20 protein-coding genes and 1 riboswitch are annotated in these 22,497 nt (G+C 40.2%); of the genes, 5 read left to right on the top strand and 15 right to left on the bottom strand.

The genetic code is table 11. The annotated features are described in order from the left end of the window. Window positions 1–284 precede the first annotated feature (284 nt). Both AC4GME_RS07395 and AC4GME_RS07390 read left to right on the top strand, forming a co-directional pair. Window positions 285–2,054: a sensor domain-containing diguanylate cyclase gene (locus tag AC4GME_RS07395; RefSeq protein WP_490375920.1), complete on the top strand. Its 1,770-nt coding sequence runs from the start codon at window positions 285–287 to the stop codon at window positions 2,052–2,054. 208 nt (window positions 2,055–2,262) lie between these two features. Beyond that, the gene (locus AC4GME_RS07390; RefSeq protein WP_490375921.1) at window positions 2,263–2,805 is read left to right on the top strand and encodes a type II secretion system protein; all 543 of its coding nucleotides are present in this window, start codon (window positions 2,263–2,265) and stop codon (window positions 2,803–2,805) included. A gap of 206 nt (window positions 2,806–3,011) precedes the next feature. Here the strand turns inward: AC4GME_RS07390 and metQ are convergent, their stop codons facing one another. The 9 genes from metQ to AC4GME_RS07345 all read right to left on the bottom strand — a co-directional run bounded on the left by metQ (window position 3,012) and on the right by AC4GME_RS07345 (window position 13,586). Continuing rightward, window positions 3,012–3,845, bottom strand: coding sequence for a methionine ABC transporter substrate-binding lipoprotein MetQ (gene metQ / locus AC4GME_RS07385; RefSeq protein ID WP_490375922.1), 834 nt, complete (start codon window positions 3,843–3,845; stop codon window positions 3,012–3,014). A 58-nt stretch (window positions 3,846–3,903) separates the two neighbouring features. After that, the gene (locus AC4GME_RS07380) at window positions 3,904–4,590 is read right to left on the bottom strand and encodes a methionine ABC transporter permease (RefSeq protein WP_490375923.1); all 687 of its coding nucleotides are present in this window, start codon (window positions 4,588–4,590) and stop codon (window positions 3,904–3,906) included. Next, a complete protein-coding gene (metN, locus tag AC4GME_RS07375; RefSeq protein ID WP_490375924.1) occupies window positions 4,580–5,614 on the bottom strand; it encodes a methionine ABC transporter ATP-binding protein MetN in 1,035 nt (344 codons plus the stop codon). Before metN ends, AC4GME_RS07380 begins: the two co-directional genes overlap by 11 nt. Window positions 5,615–6,087: 473 nt before the next feature. Beyond that, complete coding sequence (gene add, locus AC4GME_RS07370) at window positions 6,088–7,083, bottom strand: adenosine deaminase (RefSeq protein WP_490375925.1); 996 nt, start codon at window positions 7,081–7,083, stop codon at window positions 6,088–6,090. Between the two features lie 23 nt (window positions 7,084–7,106). After that, a riboswitch (purine riboswitch) is annotated at window positions 7,107–7,206 on the bottom strand. 284 nt (window positions 7,207–7,490) lie between these two features. Further along, complete coding sequence (locus tag AC4GME_RS07365) at window positions 7,491–8,366, bottom strand: PfkB family carbohydrate kinase (RefSeq protein WP_490379192.1); 876 nt, start codon at window positions 8,364–8,366, stop codon at window positions 7,491–7,493. A 213-nt stretch (window positions 8,367–8,579) separates the two neighbouring features. Continuing rightward, complete coding sequence (locus AC4GME_RS07360) at window positions 8,580–11,777, bottom strand: diguanylate cyclase (RefSeq protein WP_490375927.1); 3,198 nt, start codon at window positions 11,775–11,777, stop codon at window positions 8,580–8,582. 228 nt (window positions 11,778–12,005) lie between these two features. Beyond that, window positions 12,006–12,401, bottom strand: a complete 396-nt coding sequence (pspC, locus tag AC4GME_RS07355) for an envelope stress response membrane protein PspC (protein ID WP_490375928.1) — start codon at window positions 12,399–12,401, stop codon at window positions 12,006–12,008. Then, on the bottom strand, window positions 12,398–12,619 hold the full coding sequence (pspB, locus tag AC4GME_RS07350) for an envelope stress response membrane protein PspB (RefSeq protein WP_490375929.1): 222 nt from the start codon (window positions 12,617–12,619) through the stop codon (window positions 12,398–12,400). Before pspB ends, pspC begins: the two co-directional genes overlap by 4 nt. A gap of 199 nt (window positions 12,620–12,818) precedes the next feature. Beyond that, on the bottom strand, window positions 12,819–13,586 hold the full coding sequence (locus tag AC4GME_RS07345; RefSeq protein WP_490379191.1) for a TSUP family transporter: 768 nt from the start codon (window positions 13,584–13,586) through the stop codon (window positions 12,819–12,821). Window positions 13,587–13,718: 132 nt separating this feature from the next. Between AC4GME_RS07345 and gcvA the strand changes: the two genes are divergently transcribed. Then, the gene (gcvA, locus tag AC4GME_RS07340) at window positions 13,719–14,621 is read left to right on the top strand and encodes a transcriptional regulator GcvA (protein ID WP_490375931.1); all 903 of its coding nucleotides are present in this window, start codon (window positions 13,719–13,721) and stop codon (window positions 14,619–14,621) included. A gap of 58 nt (window positions 14,622–14,679) precedes the next feature. Here gcvA and AC4GME_RS07335 read toward each other — a convergent pair whose 3' ends face one another. Next, window positions 14,680–15,447 (bottom strand): TIGR01458 family HAD-type hydrolase, encoded by a 768-nt coding sequence (locus AC4GME_RS07335; RefSeq protein WP_490375932.1) that lies wholly within the window; start codon window positions 15,445–15,447, stop codon window positions 14,680–14,682. A gap of 462 nt (window positions 15,448–15,909) precedes the next feature. Between AC4GME_RS07335 and AC4GME_RS07330 the strand changes: the two genes are divergently transcribed. Next, on the top strand, window positions 15,910–16,128 hold the full coding sequence (locus tag AC4GME_RS07330; protein ID WP_490375933.1) for a PA3496 family putative envelope integrity protein: 219 nt from the start codon (window positions 15,910–15,912) through the stop codon (window positions 16,126–16,128). A 71-nt stretch (window positions 16,129–16,199) separates the two neighbouring features. Here AC4GME_RS07330 and AC4GME_RS07325 read toward each other — a convergent pair whose 3' ends face one another. From AC4GME_RS07325 to AC4GME_RS07315, 3 genes are all read right to left on the bottom strand, one after another. Continuing rightward, window positions 16,200–16,916: a sugar phosphate isomerase/epimerase family protein gene (locus AC4GME_RS07325; RefSeq protein ID WP_490375934.1), complete on the bottom strand. Its 717-nt coding sequence runs from the start codon at window positions 16,914–16,916 to the stop codon at window positions 16,200–16,202. A gap of 712 nt (window positions 16,917–17,628) precedes the next feature. Then, entirely contained in the window at window positions 17,629–18,540 is a 912-nt protein-coding gene (locus tag AC4GME_RS07320; protein ID WP_490375935.1) for a 3'(2'),5'-bisphosphate nucleotidase CysQ family protein, read from the bottom strand. Window positions 18,541–18,557: 17 nt separating this feature from the next. Beyond that, a complete protein-coding gene (locus tag AC4GME_RS07315) occupies window positions 18,558–19,547 on the bottom strand; it encodes a phosphotransferase (protein ID WP_490375936.1) in 990 nt (329 codons plus the stop codon). A gap of 257 nt (window positions 19,548–19,804) precedes the next feature. Between AC4GME_RS07315 and AC4GME_RS07310 the strand changes: the two genes are divergently transcribed. Next, window positions 19,805–20,041 carry a DUF3389 domain-containing protein gene (locus tag AC4GME_RS07310; RefSeq protein WP_490375937.1) on the top strand — a complete coding sequence of 79 codons (237 nt, stop codon included), beginning with the start codon at window positions 19,805–19,807 and terminating at the stop codon, window positions 20,039–20,041. A 103-nt stretch (window positions 20,042–20,144) separates the two neighbouring features. Here the strand turns inward: AC4GME_RS07310 and AC4GME_RS07305 are convergent, their stop codons facing one another. Both AC4GME_RS07305 and AC4GME_RS07300 read right to left on the bottom strand, forming a co-directional pair. Continuing rightward, window positions 20,145–21,002, bottom strand: a complete 858-nt coding sequence (locus AC4GME_RS07305; RefSeq protein ID WP_490375938.1) for an aminotransferase class IV — start codon at window positions 21,000–21,002, stop codon at window positions 20,145–20,147. Window positions 21,003–21,300: 298 nt separating this feature from the next. Beyond that, window positions 21,301–22,332 (bottom strand): M14 family metallopeptidase, encoded by a 1,032-nt coding sequence (locus AC4GME_RS07300; protein WP_490379190.1) that lies wholly within the window; start codon window positions 22,330–22,332, stop codon window positions 21,301–21,303. Between the last annotated feature and the right edge of the window lie 165 nt (window positions 22,333–22,497).

Here is a 22,497-nt window from a genome sequence, read left to right as displayed (position 1 = left end):
TAATCTTTTAAGCCGGGCTCTTGTTACAATTAATGAAAAATTCTATTTATTGTTAATGCATTTGTAAATATTGCATCTTGTAAGCTAGCCATTAGTGATAATCTTGACATTACGCACTGAAATTGTTATTAAAATTAACCTATTATATTGTGTGTCTTTTTACTAGATAAGCCCTACAATCGTTTTTGTATCTTGAGGCCGTGATAGCAATATTGCAGCGCTCTGAAATTTATATTTACCTGCCTTGACTCGATTTTAAAAATTTATTAAACAGGGATAATTTAATGGATGAGATGAAAAGAAAAAGTTTGCTAGGTAGATTTACAGCGGTCATTTTAGTATTGATGATCGCTTCTTCTGTTGTGATCTCTTTTTATTATATTGAGATGATTAAAAGTGATCATCAAACACAAATTAATGAAATTCGGGATGCACAATTATTGGCTAAAAAAACTCACGTTAAAGATCAAGTCGCAGACCTGATCGAGTTTATTGCGTTTCAAAGATACAGTTATCGAAATCGGGTAAAATTGGAGATGCAAGCTCATGTCGAGCAAGCATTATTAATTGCCGAAAACATTTATTATCAGAACAGAGAAAACAGCCCACTTTCAGAAATTAAACAATCGGTTATTGAGGCATTAGCCCCGGTAATAGCCGGTAACAATAAACAAGGTCATTATTTCATTTATAACAGTAATGGTACCCCTGTTTTAGAAAGTTTAAAACCTAGAAAGAGCAAACAAAACAGTACCTTTTCAGAAACGCTACGCGAAAAAATGACCTATTTGATTAAAAGCCAAGGTCGTGGTTTTCTGCAGGAAAATTTAACAGAATCAGGAACAGCTGACCAACCCGCCCTTATTTTTATCAAGCCGTTTAAAGCCCTAGGCTGGTACATAGGTGGTTTTGAATATGAGTCTGATATTGATCAAGATACCAAACAAAGTATTCTCGATAAAATTAATTTTAAGCGTAAAAGTTCGGATTATATTTTTGTGTTTAATAAGCAAGGGGAGTTTATTGCGCACCCTGAGTTAATTAATATGAAACATCGGAATATTTCAGAGTTTTCTGATATCCATGGCAACAAATTAATTACCAGCATCAATAACGTAATTAATAATCAATATGGTGGTTTTGTACAATATTCATGGGTTAATCCTGTCACAGATAAAGTTTCGACTAAAACCTCTTATGTGCAAGCTTTTCTACCTTGGGGATGGACTTTAGGTGCGGGAACTTATGTGGAAGAGGTTGAGTTATACATAGCTAATTTCAAAGTGGAGATGGATAAGTCATTACAACGCAGTATGTTTAATGTGCTGGCCATTACTGTGATTTTATTGGCTGTCTTCGTGATGGTTGGATTCGCTTTCAAAAATAGTCTGGATAGAGATATGCAGCGTTTTATTCATGTTTTTAAATCAGCATCGAGCACAAACAGATTGATTGTCAAAGACAGTTTAAAATATTCAGAATTTATTACCCTGGCACATTATGCAAATAATATTTTAGCTGCACAGATTGATGCTCAAAATGAGTTAATTGAGCATGCAACCGTCGACAGTCTCACTAAAGCCTTTAATCGTCGCCAGTTTATGGCCTTGTTCAGATTGGATTATCAAAAGGCGATAAAATCTAATGGTGAGCTGGTGTTAATCTTATTGGATATAGATTTCTTTAAATTAGTTAATGACAATTACGGTCATCCGTGTGGCGATCAAGTGTTACAGCAATTTGTGGATATTTGTAAAAGCGTGGTACGGAAATCTGATTATATAGGGCGAGTAGGTGGCGAAGAGTTTGCGTTATTATTACCCGATACTAATCTTGATGACGCTTTAGTTATTGCTGAGAAACTTCGCCAAACCGTTGAAAATACATTCTTTAGTTGTAAAGAGTGTACATTATCAATTACTGTCAGTGCTGGCGTCAGCAGCATTGTTGATATACCTTACAATGATGAATCTTCAATGTTTAAACAAGCCGATGAATACCTGTATAAAGCAAAAGATTCAGGGCGGAACTGTGTCTGTAGTTGTTTATCTTAAGCTGGCAAGGCAGGAGATTCATAGCTTATTGGTTTATTTTATAACCGCCATTTTCAATTTGGATCTCCAGCCTTTTCTTTTTAAGTATTAACAATACAAATTCCGCGGCAACTCTTCTTTTCTTTAAATAAATTATTTACTTTCCGCATAAAAATCAGCCTAATAAGCACTTAAATTTTAATGACACTAACTGCTCGCATGGATATGTATGTTCAATAAACCAAGATTAATAAACAACGCAACAGGTTTCACTCTTATAGAGCTTGTGGTGGTTATTATTATTCTGGGGGTATTAGCAGCCACTGCTCTGCCAAAATTTGTGAATCTTAAACAAGACAGTCAAGTTTCTGTAGTAAAAGGCACGGGAGGTGCTTTTGCCAGCGCTATCAATCTCGCCAATATGAAATGGATCGCTACAGGCAATTCAGGTCCGGTTGATAATTTGCAGGTTTATGGTCATGGAAGTGATGGTCAATTAGATATCAACCAGTGGGGCTGGCCGGCACAAAGCTGGCCTCCTTTTGAGGAGAGCCCAAGGCTTGATAATACAGAAGATTGTATTTCTGTATGGATCACTGTATTAGAAGAGGGGCCAACAGTTTCGCTCTCTGCAGATGTTGCTGACTCCGATTATAAAGTTACCTATATCGGGCCAGATCAATGCCGATTTTTCTATAACCCATTACCGACGCTTTCCATTTACTATGATTCACGTGACGGTCGTGTTATTACCGATTCAGATCCAAATTAGAGAAATGACGATTAGATCGAATTAATCCCTAAAATGCTTTTACCAAGCAGACTTCGCTCTGTTTTTTATGACTGTCATTAAAGCGAAATATATATGCAACGGATCTGGTAGTTAAAAAAAAAGGTATTGATCTAGGATCAATACCTTTTTTAGTTGCTTATGCCAAACCACTAGAGTTAGATGAGCACTGGTTTGTATCTATAAAATTACCAACCTTTAACAACGCCACCTTTGAATATTTCCTGCGCTACCTGGTAAACTTTTTCTGACTGGTATGCTTTAACAAATGTTTTTACATTTTCAGCTGCCACATTGTCTTCACGGGCAACGATCAGGTTTACATATGGTGATTCTTTATCTTCAACAAAGATACCGTCTTGCTCCGGTGTTAAGTTGATGCTGCTTGCATAAGTTGTATTGATAATTGCAAAAGTGACATCATCAAGAGAGCGCGGCAGTTGTGCTGCTTCTAACTCGACAATCTTTAAGTTCTTAGGGCTGCTTACAATATCAAGTACCGTGGCTGTCAGATCTGCACCATCTTTTAATTTAAGCAGTCCTTGCTGCTGAAGAAGCATTAAAGCACGAGCCAGGTTGGTTGGATCGCTTGGTACTGCAATTTGATCTCCATCTTTTAATTCATCAAGTGATTTAATTTTGTTTGAGTAAGCGGCGATAGGGTAAACAAATGTATTACCTGCGATAGCAAACTTATAGTTACGATCTTTAATTTGCTGATCAAGATAAGGTTTATGTTGGAATGCATTCACATCAATAGAGCCTTCATCCAGTGCTGCATTAGGTGTAATGTAATCAGAAAAAATAATCAGATTTACTTCTAAACCATATTTTACTTTTGCAACTTGTGCGGCCACTTCAGCAACTTGTGCTTCGGATCCTGCAATTACGCCAACAGTAATTTTATTGTTATCAACAACTGGGTTGGTCTGTACAACAGCTTCGTTATCGTTACAGCCAGCTAGTGCCAGTGTTGAGGCTAAGCCGACAACAGTGAAAATCTTTTTAAGATTAAAGGTCATGGTATTTCTCCTTTCAAGGTGTTTCCCTGAATTTTAGTTTTAGTTTGGATTGAAATTTTTAGCGATGATCAACATGCTTAACTAAATGATCACCAACAGATTGAATAATTTGTACAAGAATTACTAAGATAACTACAGTAATCATCATTACCGTGCCGTCAAAACGCTGATAGCCATAACGAATACCTACATCACCAAGTCCTCCGCCACCAACGGTTCCTGCCATTGCTGAATAACCTACGAGAGTAACTAGGGTAATAGTCACTGCATTGATAATGCCGGGCAGTGCCTCTGGCAGAAGTACTTTGGTAATGATCTGTCTGGGTTTGGCTCCCATCGCCTGCGCAGCTTCCACTAAACCTGAAGGTACTTCTAATAACGCACCTTCAACAAGACGTGCGATAAACGGAATCGCAGCAATCGTTAGCGGGACAATTGCCGCTGCGGTGCCAATTGAACTTCCGACGATAAAACGTGTAAAGGGTATAATCGCAACCAAGAGAATAATAAATGGAATTGAGCGGCCAATATTAACCACGATACCCAGTGTTTTATTTAAAGCATGATTTTCAAGTAAACCTGATTTTTTACTCAGGTGTAATAAAACCCCCAATGGAATACCGAAAATAAAGCCGATAAAACCTGAAGCAAAAACCATTGCTAATGTTTGCCCTAATGCATCGACTAATAAAGCGATAAGGCGTTCATTGTTTCCCCACCAACTGAAAATTGAATCAAGCGACATAACCTAACACCTCTATTTCGACTTTATGTTCTTTTAGAAAAGCGATAGCTTGCTGTGCAGCGTCTTCTGCTCCAAAAAACTCAGCTAACATCAGGCCAAATTTAACCCCACCCACATAGTCCATATTCGAACTAAGAATACTGATATCGATATTAAACTCTCGTGCAACTTGGCTGATTAAAGGTGCATCAACCGAAGCTCCGGTAAATTCCAAACGTATTAGCGGATAACTGTTGTCGACATGTTCCGTTAATAAACGGCTGCGGTAATCTTCGGGAATAGAGAGATCTAATGTCGAGCGAATAAACTGACGTGCTAATGCAGTTTTAGGGTGGGCAAAAATATCACCGACTCGACCTTGTTCAACTAATTTACCATCACCAATAATAGCGACTTCAGAACAGATACCTTTTACCACCGCCATTTCATGCGTGATTAACAAAATGGTTAAGTTTAGCTCCTGGTTGATCTTTCGCAGCAGTTCTAAAATTGATAGTGTGGTGGCCGGATCTAACGCACTGGTTGCTTCATCGCACAATAATACTTTTGGATCGGAAGCCAATGCGCGGGCAATCGCAACACGTTGTTTTTGTCCACCACTTAAATTAGCAGGGTAGCTATCACTTTTATCACTCAGTCCGACAAGCTCTAATAAACCATCAACTTTAAGTTTTATGGCTTTTTTATTCATACCAGCCAGTTCTAGAGGCAGGCCGATATTGTCAAAAACAGTGCGTGATGAGAGCAGGTTAAAGTGTTGGAAGATCATGCCAATCTTACGGCGAGTTAATGTTAATTCTTGATTTGAAAGCAAAGTCAGATCAATACCATCAACAATGATATTACCGCTGCTCGGGCGCTCTAATAAATTAACACAACGAATTAAGGTACTTTTACCCGCTCCCGAAGAGCCGATAACACCGTATATGCAACCTTGAGTTATATTAAGGTTGATATCACTGAGCGCATTGATAGCTCGCTCACCTTGATAAAACACCTTATTAACATTTCTTATTTCTATCATCAAATTTCCTGAATTTAATTAAGAGTACGTTATTGTTCTGTCTGCACTGTAGGCAAAGCGAGCATTAAAACGTAAACAACAAAACGATACTAGGACGTCTAGACGTCCAAGTCAATGGCAGGTTGCGATCTAATATCAATTAGGCTGTTAAATAGAGTGTTAAGCAAATATTAAATGTGGAAATGTTTGTTATTTGGACGATTATGCTAGCACTCTTGGTGGTGCGACAGTTCTATCAATAGACTTTATGATGGTCGGAGATTATATTTTGAAGATCCGAATGGTCATGTTCTTGAAATTATTACCACAGATTATGTTTTAGATTAGCAGGCTTGCGGGAAAAGCTGGCTAAATATGTAGCAAGATAGAAACAGATATAAAAAAGCCAGCTGTTAAATAAATTAACTGCTGGCTTCCTTTATTTTCTAGCAATCCAAACAGTAGCTAGTATTTCAGGATTAGCGTGATTAAGGTTACTCAGCGTACTGCAGTAAGTGCTGTTTCACTGACTCGCTGGCGAATGAGTGTGCAACGCTTATCTTATAGATATTAAAGTAATCTTCACGGCTCAACTTGAACTCTTCCATAACTTTACGCACTTCATCGGTCATGGTGGTATTAGAAACGGTACGATTATCAGTATTAATAGTGATAAGCACACCGTCCTGATAAAATTCTTTTATCGGATGGCTGCTAAGGTTGTCCACAGCTTTGGTCTGTACGTTACTGCTCGGGCAGGTTTCCAAAGCAACCGCTTTGCTTTTGACCAGATCATAGGCTGGCGCGTGCCCTTTAATATGGATACCGTGTCCAACTCGTTCAGCACCCAGTAGCGATACTGCATCATATACGTTCTGGCCGGAGCCTTGCTCACCAGCATGAATGGTAATTCGGTAACCTTTCTCTGCAGCATATTGCGCATAAGGTACGAATTCTTCGCAGAACCCCGGTAGTTCACCACCTGCTAAATCAAAAGCAACAACACCGTTATTAAGATATTTTGCACCTGCGTCAACAACACCTTTAATACCTTCTTTAGGCATATGTCTTAGTAACGATAGAATGTAGTTACCTTTGATATCGTATAGTTTTTCAGCTCGCTTCATCCCTTTTACTGCACTGCCGATAATCTGATCGAGAGTCAGACCTTGTTCAAGGTGCAGTAGAGGACCAAAACGAACTTCTAAATATTTAACGTTCTCTTTAGCCGCGTCTTCAAATAGCTCAAATGAGATACGCTCGATACCCTCTGCAATCTGCATTACTGATAGCGGCAGTTCGAATCGCTTCAGATATTCATCTAAGTTTAGACAGGTTTCAGGAGCAATCATTAAGGTGTTTATTTCATTAATATCTTCACTCGGCAAGGTAATATTTTGCTGCTGAGCGAGATCAATAATTGTTTGCGGGCGGACACTACCATCTAGATGGCAATGCAGATCGATCTTAGGTAAGTTAAAGTAATTCATCAGTCTCTACCTTTATTTTAGGTACGTAAAGTTACAGACTTCATAATCAAGAATTTAAGGATCTTGGTAGAAACTCCCAAACCATATCATTGGGATTATACGAAGCAATTTAGCAGGGTACTTTATCAGCATGCTCTATACCCTGCAATCCATATAAGGAACGAGAGCCTTATCTTTTTATTTTTAATGTAAAATGCAAGAGATGACTCTAGTTTTCCTGGGTTATTTAAGTGCCATTTACAGCTGGCTGTAGAGGTTTTATGAGAATAAATATGCATCCCTGTCTTTTTTTATGAAAAAGAGGAAAGCCATTACTTTTTTAGTTAAAAGCTTTGGCTGCCCTGTTATAGAAATTAACCTTCTGCAATTGCAACTAGCCCGGCTTTTTAAGCCGGGCTCTCAAAGCGTTAAACTCTGCTGGAACCTCGCAATTTCATCAGGTAGTTTTGTAACTCTTTACCCGGAGTCGAACTATCTGTTGCTACTGCAATTGCAGCCCAATATGCCCCTTGGCTCATCGCGGCAGTGATCTCTTTTTTCTCAAGTAGAGCATTGATCAGGCCGGAAGCAAAAGCATCCCCCGCGCCGGTAGTATCCACCACTTTCGCCGCTAGCGCAGGAATATTCAGTTTGGATTGCTGGCTATAAGCCGTGGCACCATTTTGTCCATCAGTAACAATAAAGTAGCGTAACTGTGTGCCTGCAATCTGCTGGCCGTATTGCCATATTGCAGCGCTGTCATCCATATTTAAGCAACGACCAGCCATATCTGATTTCGATGAAATTAAGATATGGCAAGGGCGGGCACGTTCATCTTTGCTTAATTGTGCCACAACTAAAGTATGTTCAAGAGCAGCCTTGGCCCAAATTTCAGCGCCGACTGCAGATGAATTGATATAGAGCGCATCCCAAAGCGTGAAATCCGGTGCCAGCCCCAGAGTAAACACCGGGCGATGAGGTCGAATTATGGTTCGTTCTCCATCAGGTGTCATAAGCAGCAGTAATTCCGGTGTGAGCAGATCATTACGTTGTAATAAATGGCAATCCAGCCCCTGCAGACTCGCTTCAGCTAATAACCAGTCAGCCGTTTTATCATTACCGATTTGGCTAACTAAAGCGACATGATGTCCCGCAAAGACCAGACCTAAACCTGTGTTCGCGCCACCGCCACCTAAACGCCGTCCCATATCATCGTAGTGATGACGGCCGCCTGTGGTTAACGGTTTATCCAGCTGCAATACCCGATCACAGTTTAGATTGGCTAATAAAAGTATGTTCGACATCTGTTTTTTCCTTGGCTGTTATCACGCTATTAAATACCGGTAAATTTAAAAAAGCGAGGTTATGCTAGAGATACTGTGGTGAAAAAATCGAGATTTAGGCTTAGTATTTTGCTTATTAGCTAGGGCTCGCCTTAATATGAGCAGCCCGTCAATCCTTGCGTTGTCTTAGCCTACGCAGCTTTTATAAATACGATTAATAGCATTTGCCTAATCTCAACCGCAATCCATACTTTTACTTATTACACAAACCCTGCCTTTCCCTTCGGCTTTGGCTTGATACAATGCGCGGTCAGCTTGCTTAAGTAACCAATCTTCGCTGAGTTTATCGTAGTCGACTCCAGCACAGTCGCTAATACCAATAGAGCAACTTAAGTCAGGCAAATTCGCAACTATTTCCGGCTTATCAGCCCATTTAGTTAGCTCAGGTCTAAAAAATTTCTGTTTTTTCAGGTTTGTTAATAAACGTTCTGCAGTAATTTGCGCATCTGCGTGATTGGCATTCGGGAATAGCACAACAAACTCATCGCCACCCCATCTAGCTACAATATCCCCAGATCTCATAGTCTGCACTAATAATCTGGCAAATGCTTTAAGCACCTTGTCGCCTACGTCATGACCTAATAAGTCATTCACTTTTTTAAAGTTATCTAAATCAATATAGGCCAAGGAGAATTGGTAAGTATCTGTGTGCTGCTCATACAAAAGTAATTCTTGCTCTAGGCGTGTTAATAATGCCTGACGATTAAACAAGCTCGTTAATGGATCAGTAGAGGACATTTTCAGCAAGTTTTCCTGGTGGTTAAGCAACTGCAATTGGCTGCCTAGTTGGCGGCTGATTAAATGCAATATATCTTGCTCTTGACGATCAAAATAGCGATTACGATTAAAGTTACAAAGGATCATCGCTCCGTAAAGGTGTTCTTCGACAAAGACTGGCAAACAAGCCACCGAATCATAAGTGGCGCGTTTACCATCTTCACCTAGCGAGCAAAAGCTGTTTTCAACCCAGGGCTTCCTTTTATCAGCTATATCTTCTAAGTAATTATTCACACCTTTAAGGGACTGCATATTACCGACTTGACAGCACAGCTGCCATTGTTTGCCGTTAAGGCGATAAATCATCCCCACTTGGATGGTGAAGTTTGCGCATACTAATTTCAAACTTTCCTCGGCAAGCTCTTGAGTTGTATTGAAGCGTTCAGGTAAGGATTGCATGCGGCTAATCAACTGCATTTCACGCAGGCGTTGTTGTACTTGTCTTAGCTGAGTAACTTGTTTGGCATTGCGCACCAGATCATCTAGCTGTAGCGAGACTTCGGGCAATGGATAAACCGGAAGATCGCGTGCATAGACTGGCTGCTGCAGTGCAACTTGCAGTTTAATAAAGGTGAATGTTTCAGTAAAACGCGGTAACGACAATTTTTCACACATAAGCAAACTATTATCGACAAGCGTATTACAAGCTTGCCAGTCACTTTGGCGACTGTATACCTCTAATAATTCGGTGCTACAGCGAGGTAACAAAGAGGTGTCCATATCGACAACTTGACCTAATATGGCTGGTGCTTGTTCAAGTATTTCGCGGGCTTGCTGTAGATTGCCGTCTGCTCCATACAAGCTGCCTTTCAATAGGGCTTGTAAAAACTTACCTGTGCTCGAAGGTTTAAACGGCAGCCTTTGCATCCGCTCTAAACACTGTTGGGCACTCCTGAGTTCCCCCAATTTTGTATGGCATAAACCCTTCAAGCTAAATATATCGTATAGGTTACGAAATGGGAAATGGGTCATTTGCCGAATCCGACAGATACGTACTAGTTGCTCCAGTATGTCAGTCGCCCGTTGATAATCACGGGTAGAAAAGTACAGCCAGGCAAAGTTATATAGGGTGACAAATAATTCTGAGTAGTCGCAGGTTTGGCGAGCAATATTGTAGGCTGCCAAGTATTGAGTTTGCGCATCTTGGTATTGCTCTAGCAGGGTATTAAAATATCCAGTGCCGTTATGCATTCTTACTCGTTCATTGGCCTCGCCTAACTGTTCACGGATCCGTGAACTGATGGCAAAACATCTGAAAGTGGCCTGATAGCGGTTAATATACGAATAAATTATACCCTTGCTATGATAGCTGGCGGCTATGCCTTGACGGTGCCCAATCTCTTTAGCTAGCTTTACCCCTCGCTGGGTAACGTCGAGGGCTGTTTTCGAGTTTAAATCGTCGTAAAATCGCAGGTAAGTGTAATAATTGCGCAGTACGTACAGGTGTGAACAATCCATATTATACAGCTGCAGTTCTCGATCAAGTTGTTCAAATACCAGCAGTGGTAGAGGGGTTGATGACTTATCGTGAGCATAGAAATTAACAAACATCGACTGTGCTAACAGGTGCCCGTCGTCAGCTTGTTTAGCGATATCAAGGGCCACTTCCGCGCATTGCATCGCCTCTTCGAAGCTTTGCCGTTGCACTAAGGTTATGCTTAACAAATTAAATAAGCGTACGCGGTCGTAAGTGGTAGTTATAAGCTCTTGAAATACCTGTAATGACTCAAGCTCGTTAAGTGCAGCATTTAGATCATCGGCGAATAATAAAGCTTCGGCCAGTCTTAAGCGTAGCTCTACTTTGTTTACATCAGATATTGCCGGATCTTCGAGTAAAAAGCGCGCCAATGCTTCTACCTCCGGCCATGCCATTAAACTGGCATTTTGCTCTAGTAATTGTGATGTCAGATCCGATGTTGAGCTGTACGCCCATTCGAGCATCGGTGTACAATCGCAGTCAGGCACTTTATGCAATAGCGCTGTGTCATCTAACCAATCCAAGAAACTTTCCCATGCTTCATCATCTTGTCTATTGACCAGGGCATATTGGCTATCAATTGATACCATTACCATAAGCGGTATTGCTAATTTTCTTGTTGCCAACACTTTTAATAGCTCGATGGCCGATGCAGAGGCGTAATGCCAGTCGCTTATCACAAGTAGCGAGGGTTTCGTTATCAGTATTTCAATCAAGTTTACGATTGCTTCAGTAATCGCCTGTTTCTCAAAAAACAGATCATCTACCACTACCATTTCGCTGCGCTTAAATATTTCGCCTTTTAGGATGGCTGTTAAGTTCTGTTGTAAAGGTTTGTAACTGGTCGCCTGACAGACTACTTCTTCAACGCTATAGGAGGATTCATTTAAGCTTTGAATTAACAGAGTAAATATGGCAGCAAAGGGGGCGTAAGCTGAATTAGGTTGTAAGCGAATAAATTTTAGCGGTATTTGTTGCTCTTTGGCGAACGCTGAAGCAAAGCGACATAGGCTTTCAGGATCTGAGCTTTGATAAAAGCTAAAGATAGCCTCTAGTTGCTTGGCACGCTGCCAGTCGAGCTGCAAACTGTTTGAAAATGAATTCTGCGCTTGGATCATTTTTTACATCGCCTTCTAAGCTTATATCAACACGGTATTTTACAATATATGGAAAAATACAATGCAGCTTAGTTCACAGAGATTTCCAATATTGAGTCTATTGAACAGACTTAATTGTAAACTTGTTAGATGCGTCTATAAATCAAGGCGTTATTGATGTTTACAGAGCAGGATGAAAGCAAAGTAACAGACTCTGTTAATGTGCACGATCCCGCTGGGCTGTAACAATTAGTGATTTGTAAATTCACGGTCCATTTTAAATGCAAAAGAGGTAACGTAAGCTTCCATCTGCTCAATATTATTCTCCATTTCATCTAATTCGCGGCTTACATTTTGTAATATTTGCTGTGCAGAGTGACCTGCCTGCCAGGGTTTCTTTTTCACATTATGCGCTTTATATACACTTTGTTGCCATTTTCGCTGTTCTGGCATTTCATCTAAAATGAAATAGGCTGCGATATAAGCGAGCACAACAAAAAATCCGGCAGAGAATAAAAATGCAGTTATAACTAACAGGCGTACAATCCATATCTCAGTGCCAAAATACTCGGCTATTCCGGCACAAACTCCGCCTAATTTCCCGTTTTTAGAATCGCGATACAGTGTTTTCTTTTTACTTTTCATTTTTCTCTCCACTGCGGTGCTTCTGCATCAAGAATTTTTTCAAGCGATACAATACGTTTTTGCATCTGCTCTGTGCGTTTCAACAGCGCCTGTAACTGCTCTTGATCTTTAGCTGACAAGCCTTTACTGGTCTGCTTCCGACTGCGGTAATGTAAGATTAACCATAGCGGTGCGACAAATATAAAAAATACACTCAGTGGTAGCACAATATAATCCATAAAAATTCCTTAATTCGTTACGCAGGCTGTATTGTTATCGAAATTATATGTTGCATTATCCGAGCTGTCAGCAGCTCTGCCCGTCTATTTGTTAGCGGACAATTTGAAGTATAGTTACTTTGTACTCGCATATCAGTATTGAACTTAGTGAAATAAGATAAACCTGCTGCACAGTTGAAAGCGATACCCCAAAAAAGTGTTAATGCAGTAATAGTTTTGCGCTCATCGCGATAGACATGGTCACCATTAACGGGCGAATAAATCGGCATCCTTGAGTTAGCACTAATTTAGAGCCGAGTGTTGCACCTATCGCTTGGCCTATCAGCATGCTACCTCCAAGTAGCCACAACACTTTACCTGCTAAAGCAAAACTAAGCAGGGCTGCGATATTACTGGCAAAATTCAGTATTTTAGCATGGGCGGTCGCTTTGATAAGATCATGACCGGCCAGGGAAACAAATGCCAAAGTTAGAAAGCTTCCTGTTCCCGGCCCAAAAAAACCATCATAAAATCCGATGCACAAGGCAATGCTAAAAGCAAAAATGGCGGGGGCGAGTATCTGTTTATTATCTTGGGCAGTGATTTTTTTAGAAAATAAAAAATAAGCACCGATAGCTAAAATTAAAAAGGGCAGTACTGATTCGAGAATGCTGACATCAATCTCTTGCACAGCAAGAGAACCTAAAATACTGCCCGTAAAAGCACAAGCAATTGCTAACTTTATCTCACCTAATTTAATAATACTTTTACGCACGAAATAATAACTGGCAAAGAAACTACCGCCACATGCCTGCAGTTTATTGGTTGCTAATACCGTTGCTGGCGGTAACCCGGCCCACATTAATACGGGGATGCTCAGTAAACCGCCTCCGCCGGCAATGGCATTGATAAATCCGGCCAGTATCGCAACCGAAAAAAGGATGGCTGTGCTTTGTAATGACACACCTAATAACGCTTCCAAGTCCATCTGATATTCACCTGTTTAAAATTCGATAGTGCTATTTAATCGAATTTGCATCTGCAGTGCAAAGGAGTTATCTTCCTGTTTGTGTGAGTTATTGTCACATGAACATTGGTCAGCTGTTGAGTGAGTAAGTAAATGTATCCAAAATTACCGCCTTTAAATGCGCTGCGCACATTTGAATCTGCTGCGCGTCATGTAAGTTTTTCACTAGCGGCAAAAGAGCTGCATGTGACTCATGGTGCAATCAGTAAACAAATCAAAGGATTAGAAGAGTATCTTGGTATGCCCTTGTTTTTACGGCAGCATAGAAGGTTAGTGCTTACTGATGAGGGGAGCCGTTATTTGACTCATATTCAGACTGCACTGCAAACCATTAATAATGCCACTATTGATATTCAGTCGCAGCTTTTGCGCGCGCAAAGCTTAACGATTAATGTCTTACCCAGTTTAAGTATTAGTTGTTTGATCCCCTGCTTAGAAAATTTTAAATCGCGCTACCCTAATCTTTACGTGGATTTATCAATTGGTGATTTTCCTGTTGATTTCTCGCAAAGTAATTATGATATCGTTATCCGCAGTGCGACCTCTGAGCCGCAAGGCGTCAATTTCATTAAATTGATGGATGAAGATTTGTGCCTGGTCTGCTCGCCGCAAATAGCTGCGCAAATGCACACACTTGCTGATATTAACGAGATGACGCTGTTAAAACATACGCTGCGGCCGCAGATGTGGCAGGAGTGGTCGAAAGCTGTGGGGTTACAGCTAACGACCGATAAAAAGTTTGGTATGGCACATTTTTATATGTTGAATCAAGCTGCTGTAAGCAGCATGGGGATTGCACTGATCCCGCGATTTTTTATAGAACAACAACTCGAAGATGGCTCGCTGGTTATCCCTTTTGCTGTGCCGTTTACTAGCCCGTATAGTTATTATCTTTTAACACCCAAGTCGAGCAATTATCCGTTTAAAGTGCAGGTTTTTATCGATTGGATTTTACAGATTTTTGCACCATACCGAAAAATGTCTACTGAAGGATAAGCTGCATGGCGAATTACTTTGGCTTGCTGATTTTGCATCTTGAAGTAACATGGGTATATTAACTGTTGCGATAATTCAACAAAGCATAATCGACGGCTTCAACGATTGAGTCGGCACTCTGATGCGGCAAGCTGATTTTGTTTTCATCGCCTTGCTGGTATTTTCCCGTACGCACTAAACAGCCATGCAGTCCGGCATTGATTGCGCCCTCAACATCGCCATAGATATCATCACCAATCATTAAAACTTGATCTGCCTGTAAATTTGTTGATGCCAGTGCCTGCAGAAAAAAATCCCGGGATGGTTTTCCTAAGATAATAGCTTGGGTAGATGCTGCAAACTCAATCGCTTTGATAAAAGGTCCTGCATCGAGCAATAACTGCTCATCTAGTTTAAAAAAACGGTTGCAACCGATACCAAGTAAAGGCGCTCCTTGCTGACATAATTGGAAAGCCCGGTTTAACTTATCATAACAAAAGTCCTGTTCAGCATCGCCAATAATAACCGCATTAGGATTAGTCTGAATGAGATCTGAGAATTCGCTTTTGATGTTTTGATGAATAAGACAATAGGGGCGTAGTTGTTTTTCTTGTAACCAGGCATGGGCTGCAATAGGTGCCGTAAAGAGTTCCTCTTCCGCTAGTTCAAAGCCTAAGTTTTTGAGGTCCATTAATATCTGAGTACGTGTTCTGCGGGAAGTATTAGTGACAAAACGTAACTGTAGCTGCTTTGCCCTGGCTTTGGCTACTGCTGCAACAGCACCAGGGATAACTTTATTTCCTACATATAATACGCCACTTAAATCGATAAAAAGGGCTTTTAACATAACGAGCCACTCCTTTTTAAAGCACTTATGTTGAGTATAGAATAGAGAGCGGGCTTGCGAGCAACGTTTAACTGCGAAGATCAATCATTGCCGTTTTTATAAACTAAGCATAATGCTTTAGTAAGCGTCAGGGCATCTTGTTTTATGGTGTGTGGGGTTGTAGATATTCGCCCCACATTCGGCAACCGTTTTTTACCTTGACAAATAACCCCCTTTATTCTTTATTATTAATAAAGAGGGAAGTAGTTTGGATTGTCGTTCACATCCCTGTGCGAGCTGAATTTAGTGAAACCGAGTGCTTATTTGCAGGTATAAGTAAAAGACAAGACCCTCGTGTTTTTTTCTTTATTAAAAAAGACAATAATTGCGATGATTTCAGTCTCGGAAATTGGCATATGATTGCAATGCCAACCGATGTACATCACATAGTGATAGTTATTAACTAGTTTTTTGGAGTATGAAATGGAAAACAGTAATAATAGTTCTCAGCAAATTGATGACGAAATTCAAGATACAGAAGAGTGGCAATATGAAGATGACAGGGAAGAGGATTCAATCCCTGTCCGTAAAGAGCCCCAGAAGCAACCAGGTCGGGACAAAGGTCAGGTTCGCCGCAGTATTGAAGATTTTAAAGAGCAACAACGACTTAAGGAGTTGCTAGGTGATGATTATGACGACTAACTAACTATCATAGCAAACGGTTGCAGTTTGCTGTATTACAGTCTTGTCTGCGGGAGAGCTTACAGCGATAATTATGTTTTTAGATAAGATCTGCTTATCGATAATTTTTTAAGGGTATCATTCTCAGGTTCATGCTCGACTATCAGCCACTCTAGTGCTGAATTGTTACTTAACTCATTTACAATACCTGCGACATCAACAGAACCTTGCCCTAGTGCTACCGACTTGCCATTTAGAAAGTCTCTTAAATGCACATAGGATATTCTACTTCTATTTTCCTTTAAAAAAGAGACGGGATCTCGGCCTGCTATATCAACCCAGCCAGTATCAACACACAATTGAATAAGCGCAGGATCCAGTTGCTGCAATAGAATCTCAAAGGGAGTCCTGTCATCTTCCGCGAGTTTAAATTCAAAATCATGGTTATGATAATGTACTTTTATTCCTTCTGACTTTAACAATTCGGCTTTCTTATTTAGATATGTACATGTCTTTTCAAAGTTATTTAAACTTTGATCATGCCATGTCAAAGGACCTGATACACATAGATTCTGGCAGTCATTGGAGTGAAGGTGAGTTATGATTGCGGATAAATCTTTCAGCGCGTCAGTGCCTGTATGCAGTGCTGAATAGTGTAGGTTATACTCCTTGATATAGGGAGCAACGTCCATTGGAAATGGCATTTCGATAGCTTGATAACCGATTTCAGCCAGGCGCCTGAAAATATAATCAGGTTCATTTAAAACATACTGTTTTTCAAAAGAATAAAGCTGAACACCTAGGTACATACTGCTTTCCTTCTATGATACTTACAATAGAGGATGTTATGCGCGGCTTGGGAATAATGCCCTGCGTATAATATCCCAGCTGCCTGCTTATTGGCTTTGAATGCAGTAATAGTCTGCTTTAAAAGTTTCTTCTTTTTTTAATTTATAAGTCAAAGGCTTATTTGTTGACTATCTATAAATGTATGGTGTAATTAAAGTTCTTTTGTGCCAGAATAGCGTTTCTGTTTTATTATCTCAATTTTCGTAGATTTTTCTTGAGCTAATAAATACTTTAAGACTTAAGAGTAACAAATAAAAGCTGTAATGATTACCTCTAATACATTTTAAAGTGAGTTCTATACGAAATAACCCGCTTTGTAACAGTTTGTAACTATCTTTCTTCATGTAAGCGCTTTCTTGTGATTTTGATCACGGAAACTTTTGATTTAGGGCTTTATACTTCACCTCAATGACTAACAGGTCATTACTATGTAAACGCTTTCATTGCACCCGTTGTGGCAGCAACAGCTATGTTTGAGTTTCATAACATTCCTTTTTGCGCCTTTTTTGCGTTATGCGGCCTTCCACGGCCGCATTTTTTCTTTGTTTTTTCTCTAAATGCTGAATCAGCTATTCTTAAATATCAATTATATTTTATTAAACAGATAAAAATACAAACAGACTTTGTTGCGAGAAAAATGGAAGGTGATTTTCGTAAGTGAATTGTTTTTTGTTACTTTAATAAAGCACATATGGCAATGATTTGCTGTGCAAGCTTTTTGTCTGATGTATAGAGTACACCTTGGTGGTTCATGTAATTTGAATCACGTTGATTTAACTCTAATAACTTGCCGTTAATATCACTCACCCAGATAGCACTTGCCTTAGCCAAACACGCAGTTGCACTAAAGTCCCACAAGCAACCTCCGCCTAACTGTTTTTTGGGTAGTTTAATATAACAAGCGGGACTATTTTCGATAACAGACAGCGCGTTGATCACGGCGCCCGCATCCTGTTTAACTGCAAAATTGTCATAACCCGATTGTCTGGCGAGAGTTTTCAACTGGTTAATTAATAAGGGGAATTTTTTACTAGATAGAAAACTTCTATCGCAATAAAAAGTAAAGATTTTACTCGCAGCTTTTGCTGACTTGTTTAACTGCTTCTTGTTTTTGTAACTCACGCTTTGGCCAAATTGATCGACTGACGTATGGTAGGTAATATTTTTTGTCGGTTGATGAACCACGGCAATTACAGGTTTGCCACAACGAGAGACTAATGCAATCGAGACCGCATAACCGTCACTTCCTTCGATAAAAGGTAAGGTGCCATCGAGCGGATCAATACACCAAAAATAATCTTTATCAAAACGCGGATGGTTTAGCACATCCTGTTCGTTGGTGTTTTCTTCGCTTAACAGCGCTAAATCATATAAATCGCAACTCGGTTGTAAAATGTTTAAGATAATATCCTGACTGGTCAAATCCACTTCGGTGACCACTTGTGAGCTTTTACTGCTTCCCGCATCTTTAAAGTGAGTCTTTAATAAAGATCTGTCAAAGCCTCGGATATAATCTCCCGCTTGCTCTGCAGCTTTGATGGCTAATAAACTTAATTGATTGAGAGTGTCTGTTGTTAATAACAAAGCTATCGGACCTCTTTTTATTGGAATTGCTCTAACGAATGGATTGCTTGCTCGGTTAACTGCTCAGTGTATTCATTAATCTTCCAGTGCTCAGGAGACCAACCTTTTACAAAACGCTGAAAGTCAGCCCAAGCAAGCGCATATAAAGGTCGCCAGGCAAGCTCTAGTTGCACAGCATCTATATCTGAGCGAGTAGTTAAAACCGCTGTAGTTAACGCCTGAAAGTAATAATCAAGCAGCTGTGATTCCAGTTCAAAACAGTTTTGTGGAGGGATGCAGCTGCTGATAAATAAAATCAGATCTTTCATGCCACAACCTAATCCCACATATTGAAAATCAACTGCGGCGACTTTTTGTCCATCAGCAGAGAAACAGAAATTAGCCAGTTTGGCATCGCCATGAACAATGGTTTGAAAAGCACATTGACTTAGAATTTGATCTATTTGCCGGGCTGCATTTTTAAGTTTTATATCCTGCAGAGCAGCCAATTCATCAGGCCGCGTTGCCAGATGCCAATAGCTGCCTGTAGGCCATAAACCTGTGACTTTTTTTTGCAGATGCAAAGCATGGAAATTAGCTAACCAGGTGATACAGGTTTTTGCTTCATCAAGGGAGACTTCTTTTTTTACAACGGGATAACCGACTGCACTTAAATCTTCCAATATTAATAATATTTGCTCGCTGTCACTTTGTGCGGCTAAACAGCGGGGTAGATAGCATTGCTCATTACACAGATTGGCGTAATGCAGGTACCAGTATGACTCAACTTGATAAGAGTGTAATTTTCGCTGGTGAGAGCGTGTTGTATTCCAGCCTTTAGGATGCGAGCCTGGTTGCGGTGTTTTAACTAATTTGACAACCACAGAACTAGTGTTTCCTCCGCTAAGCCTGACTCTGAATAGTTCGCCATACCCGCCCCAAACACCTTGAATTAATTGTATATCTATTATCTCTTGCGCATCAGTAACAGTTAACAAGGTGGTTTTTAATGAATTGGAAATAGGCATACAAGGCTCATCTAATGTTTTTAGGGAATATGGTACGTGAGTTGCCGGTGAATTCAATTGATTCTCATATTAAAAGGCAGGATCTATCTATCAATGTGGCCTCTTAGTGTTTCATCTTATCTTAAACAAATTAATGCTTCTGTTGTTATGCTGGTAATTTTCATCGTGTTTATAATTTATAAATGCTGAAGGAGTGTGAAAAGCGATTGAGGTTATTGTAAAATGGTTTAAATAATCGCTACCTCAGAGAAGTCAAAATGCTAATTACGTTCAGTCAGGGAAAAATCATTGCTAATCATCGTGAAATTATGGTGAAGCTAGAAGGAGACGCAAAAGTCACCTTGCAGGCCCAAGTTGATGAGGTTGAGCTTATCGGTACAGTAAATATTGTTACAGCTGTAGGCAGCGGACTTAATTGGTCTATTCGTTTAGATAGTAGTGATCAATTGCAAACCTTGTCGGCAGAAATAGGTATAGCGATTAACTATCGTTAAACTCTGCTTTTTATATTTATCATTTCTTAGTTACTGATTTTATACGCAAACCACTTCAAGACGCAGATTCAGAGCTGCGCCTAGATAATATTATTAATAACTGCTAATAATCAGCTTTATATGCGCTATACAAGGTTTGCGCGGCAAGCCATAGATCGCCAATTTCGCCATCACCTACCGGTTTGCCATCGATTTGCACAACGGGGGCAATCTCTTTGCTTGAGCTTGTTAACCAAACTTCATCAGCGGCAAACAGTTCATCCATTTTTACAATGCGCTGTTCAACTTTAATGTCGCTATGTTTATCGAGAATATCTAATAGCATAAAACGTGTAATACCGGGTAATATTTGATTATCCAAAGGTGGTGTAATTACAACACCATCTTTAACTATGTAGGCGTTACAGGCACTGCCTTCGGTCATTTCATTATTGCTATTAAACAAAATTGTTTCGTTATAACCGCGACTAAAACCATGTTGAAAATGCATTACATTACCTAAAAGTGCAGTGGATTTTATGTTACAACGCTGCCAGCGTAAATCTTCAGTCGTTGAAACTTTATAAGCTTTCGCTGTTGATTTATCAGCTAAATTAGCAGCTGGAATTGCAAAGGTAAATGCAAAAACTGTAGGGGGAACATTCTCTGTGTATGCATGAAAGCGTTTGCTGTCGGCACCTCGGCTGATATGTAAATAAATACCCAGGTTAGCAGCGCCATTTTTTTTAATAAGTGTGTTACAAACTTCTGACCATTTTGTTTTGTCCCATTTAAAATCAATACCGATCAATTTTAAACCTTGATTCATACGCTCTATGTGTGGCGCAAACCCGATAAGATGAGCGTCGTAAGAGGGGATAACTTCGTAAATACCATCACCAAACAAAAAGCCACGATCCATCGGAGAAATTTTAGCGTCTTCCATAGGCATAAAATCACCGTTTAAAAATACAATACTCATAAATAACCTCTTAAAATAGTAAGCGTGTGTGATACCAAGCTAGGTAAATATCTGGTCAATCTTGCTGGTTAAAATTAACGATAACTTCGTTGTTTTCAATCCCAATAGCCAGCTATTGCTCAATCAAACGCCTTGCTCTCATTAATTTCTCCTGCGCAATATTAGATCATTTACTTACCTAGTTTGGTATGAGTGGCAGATCTTCTCTGAAATATATTTACAGTTTAGCTATAAAAGAGTTTAGGGCAGCAAAATTATTAGTTCACTACTCACTATATTAGGTTTATCTTCGAACCCTCTAGCCTGTGTTATAGCCGATAAAGTAAAACACACAATCCGTTTTAGCGATAAGCGGGCTGGTTGTTGCCATAAATACTTTTATTGGATGGCGAGCATAAAGCTTGCCTTTATGCTCTGTAAAAAACTCATCCAGGCGTTCGTTTCCTAAGTGATCCTTAGCAGTGAGTTGGCCTAAGCCACCCTCGCTCAAATGAGCAATACATTCGTCTTTTGGGAGCATGCCATAGTTAAACTTATCTGCTTGTTCCGGCAGGGTTATTACCGCTTTATCGCTCGGATGTTGGTGATAGGCCACTTCGCCATGATTTTTGGTTTCCAGGCGAATGGGGTTGTGATAAATATTTACCGGGTATTCGTTACCAGTTTCGGCCAGTACATGTTCGCTAGATAAATAACGCTGCAGCCCCTCCAGAGCAATAATTTGTGAAGAGTGATCCTGTACGCCACCACATTCGATGGTAACGGTGATCACGTCTTTCTCACTGAGTTCCATCAATGCACCTAGACGTAGATCCGTAACAATCAAATCGTTGGTAAACAGAGAGGTTAGCGCTACATGGTTCGCATCTTCTACAATGGCAACCCCGAAGGCGGGGCCTGAGCCGGACGTATTATGAATATCGATCAGGCACTCAGGCTTGATATGCAGCAGCAAGTCGCAAATCGCTTTGGCAGTTTGTCCTTGTGCGTCATTATATGGGGGCCTGAAACAGCGGTTTAAATCACGTTTGCCCGGTAACATTCTGTTCGCAAAAAGGGGATCGGCAGAGGCTGCCTCCACAGAGGCAATAATAAACAAGGTATCGACTCTAGGAGTCTCTTTTGATTTCAGGTAATTGAATATTGCTTTAGTGCCTGAAGGCTCGTTGCCATGCAGCAGCGTACAAACCGCGCGTATTTTACTTGAGTCTTTGCCCGTCAGCAGCATCGCTGTCGGTTTTTCCAACCAATCTAAAAAGCTCTCGATGGATGGACCAAAGTCATCCGGGTTTGGGTTCTCAATATAGTTTAAATATGAGGATTGCAGCATCGAAACAGTCAAATTTTTTCGCTCCATTCGTGGACCGGTTCACCGGTTTGGTATTGTGTATAGTAATGTTCAACAAGTTGCGACAATGCGGTTTTTCGATCCTCGGTTTTTATTAGTTTGTCGAACATATTAATCTGCCATTGTGCGCCGTTGATTTGCGTTTCC

The organism is Psychromonas sp. (assembly GCF_983033635.1).
This window is presented reverse-complemented; position numbering and strand designations above follow the sequence as displayed.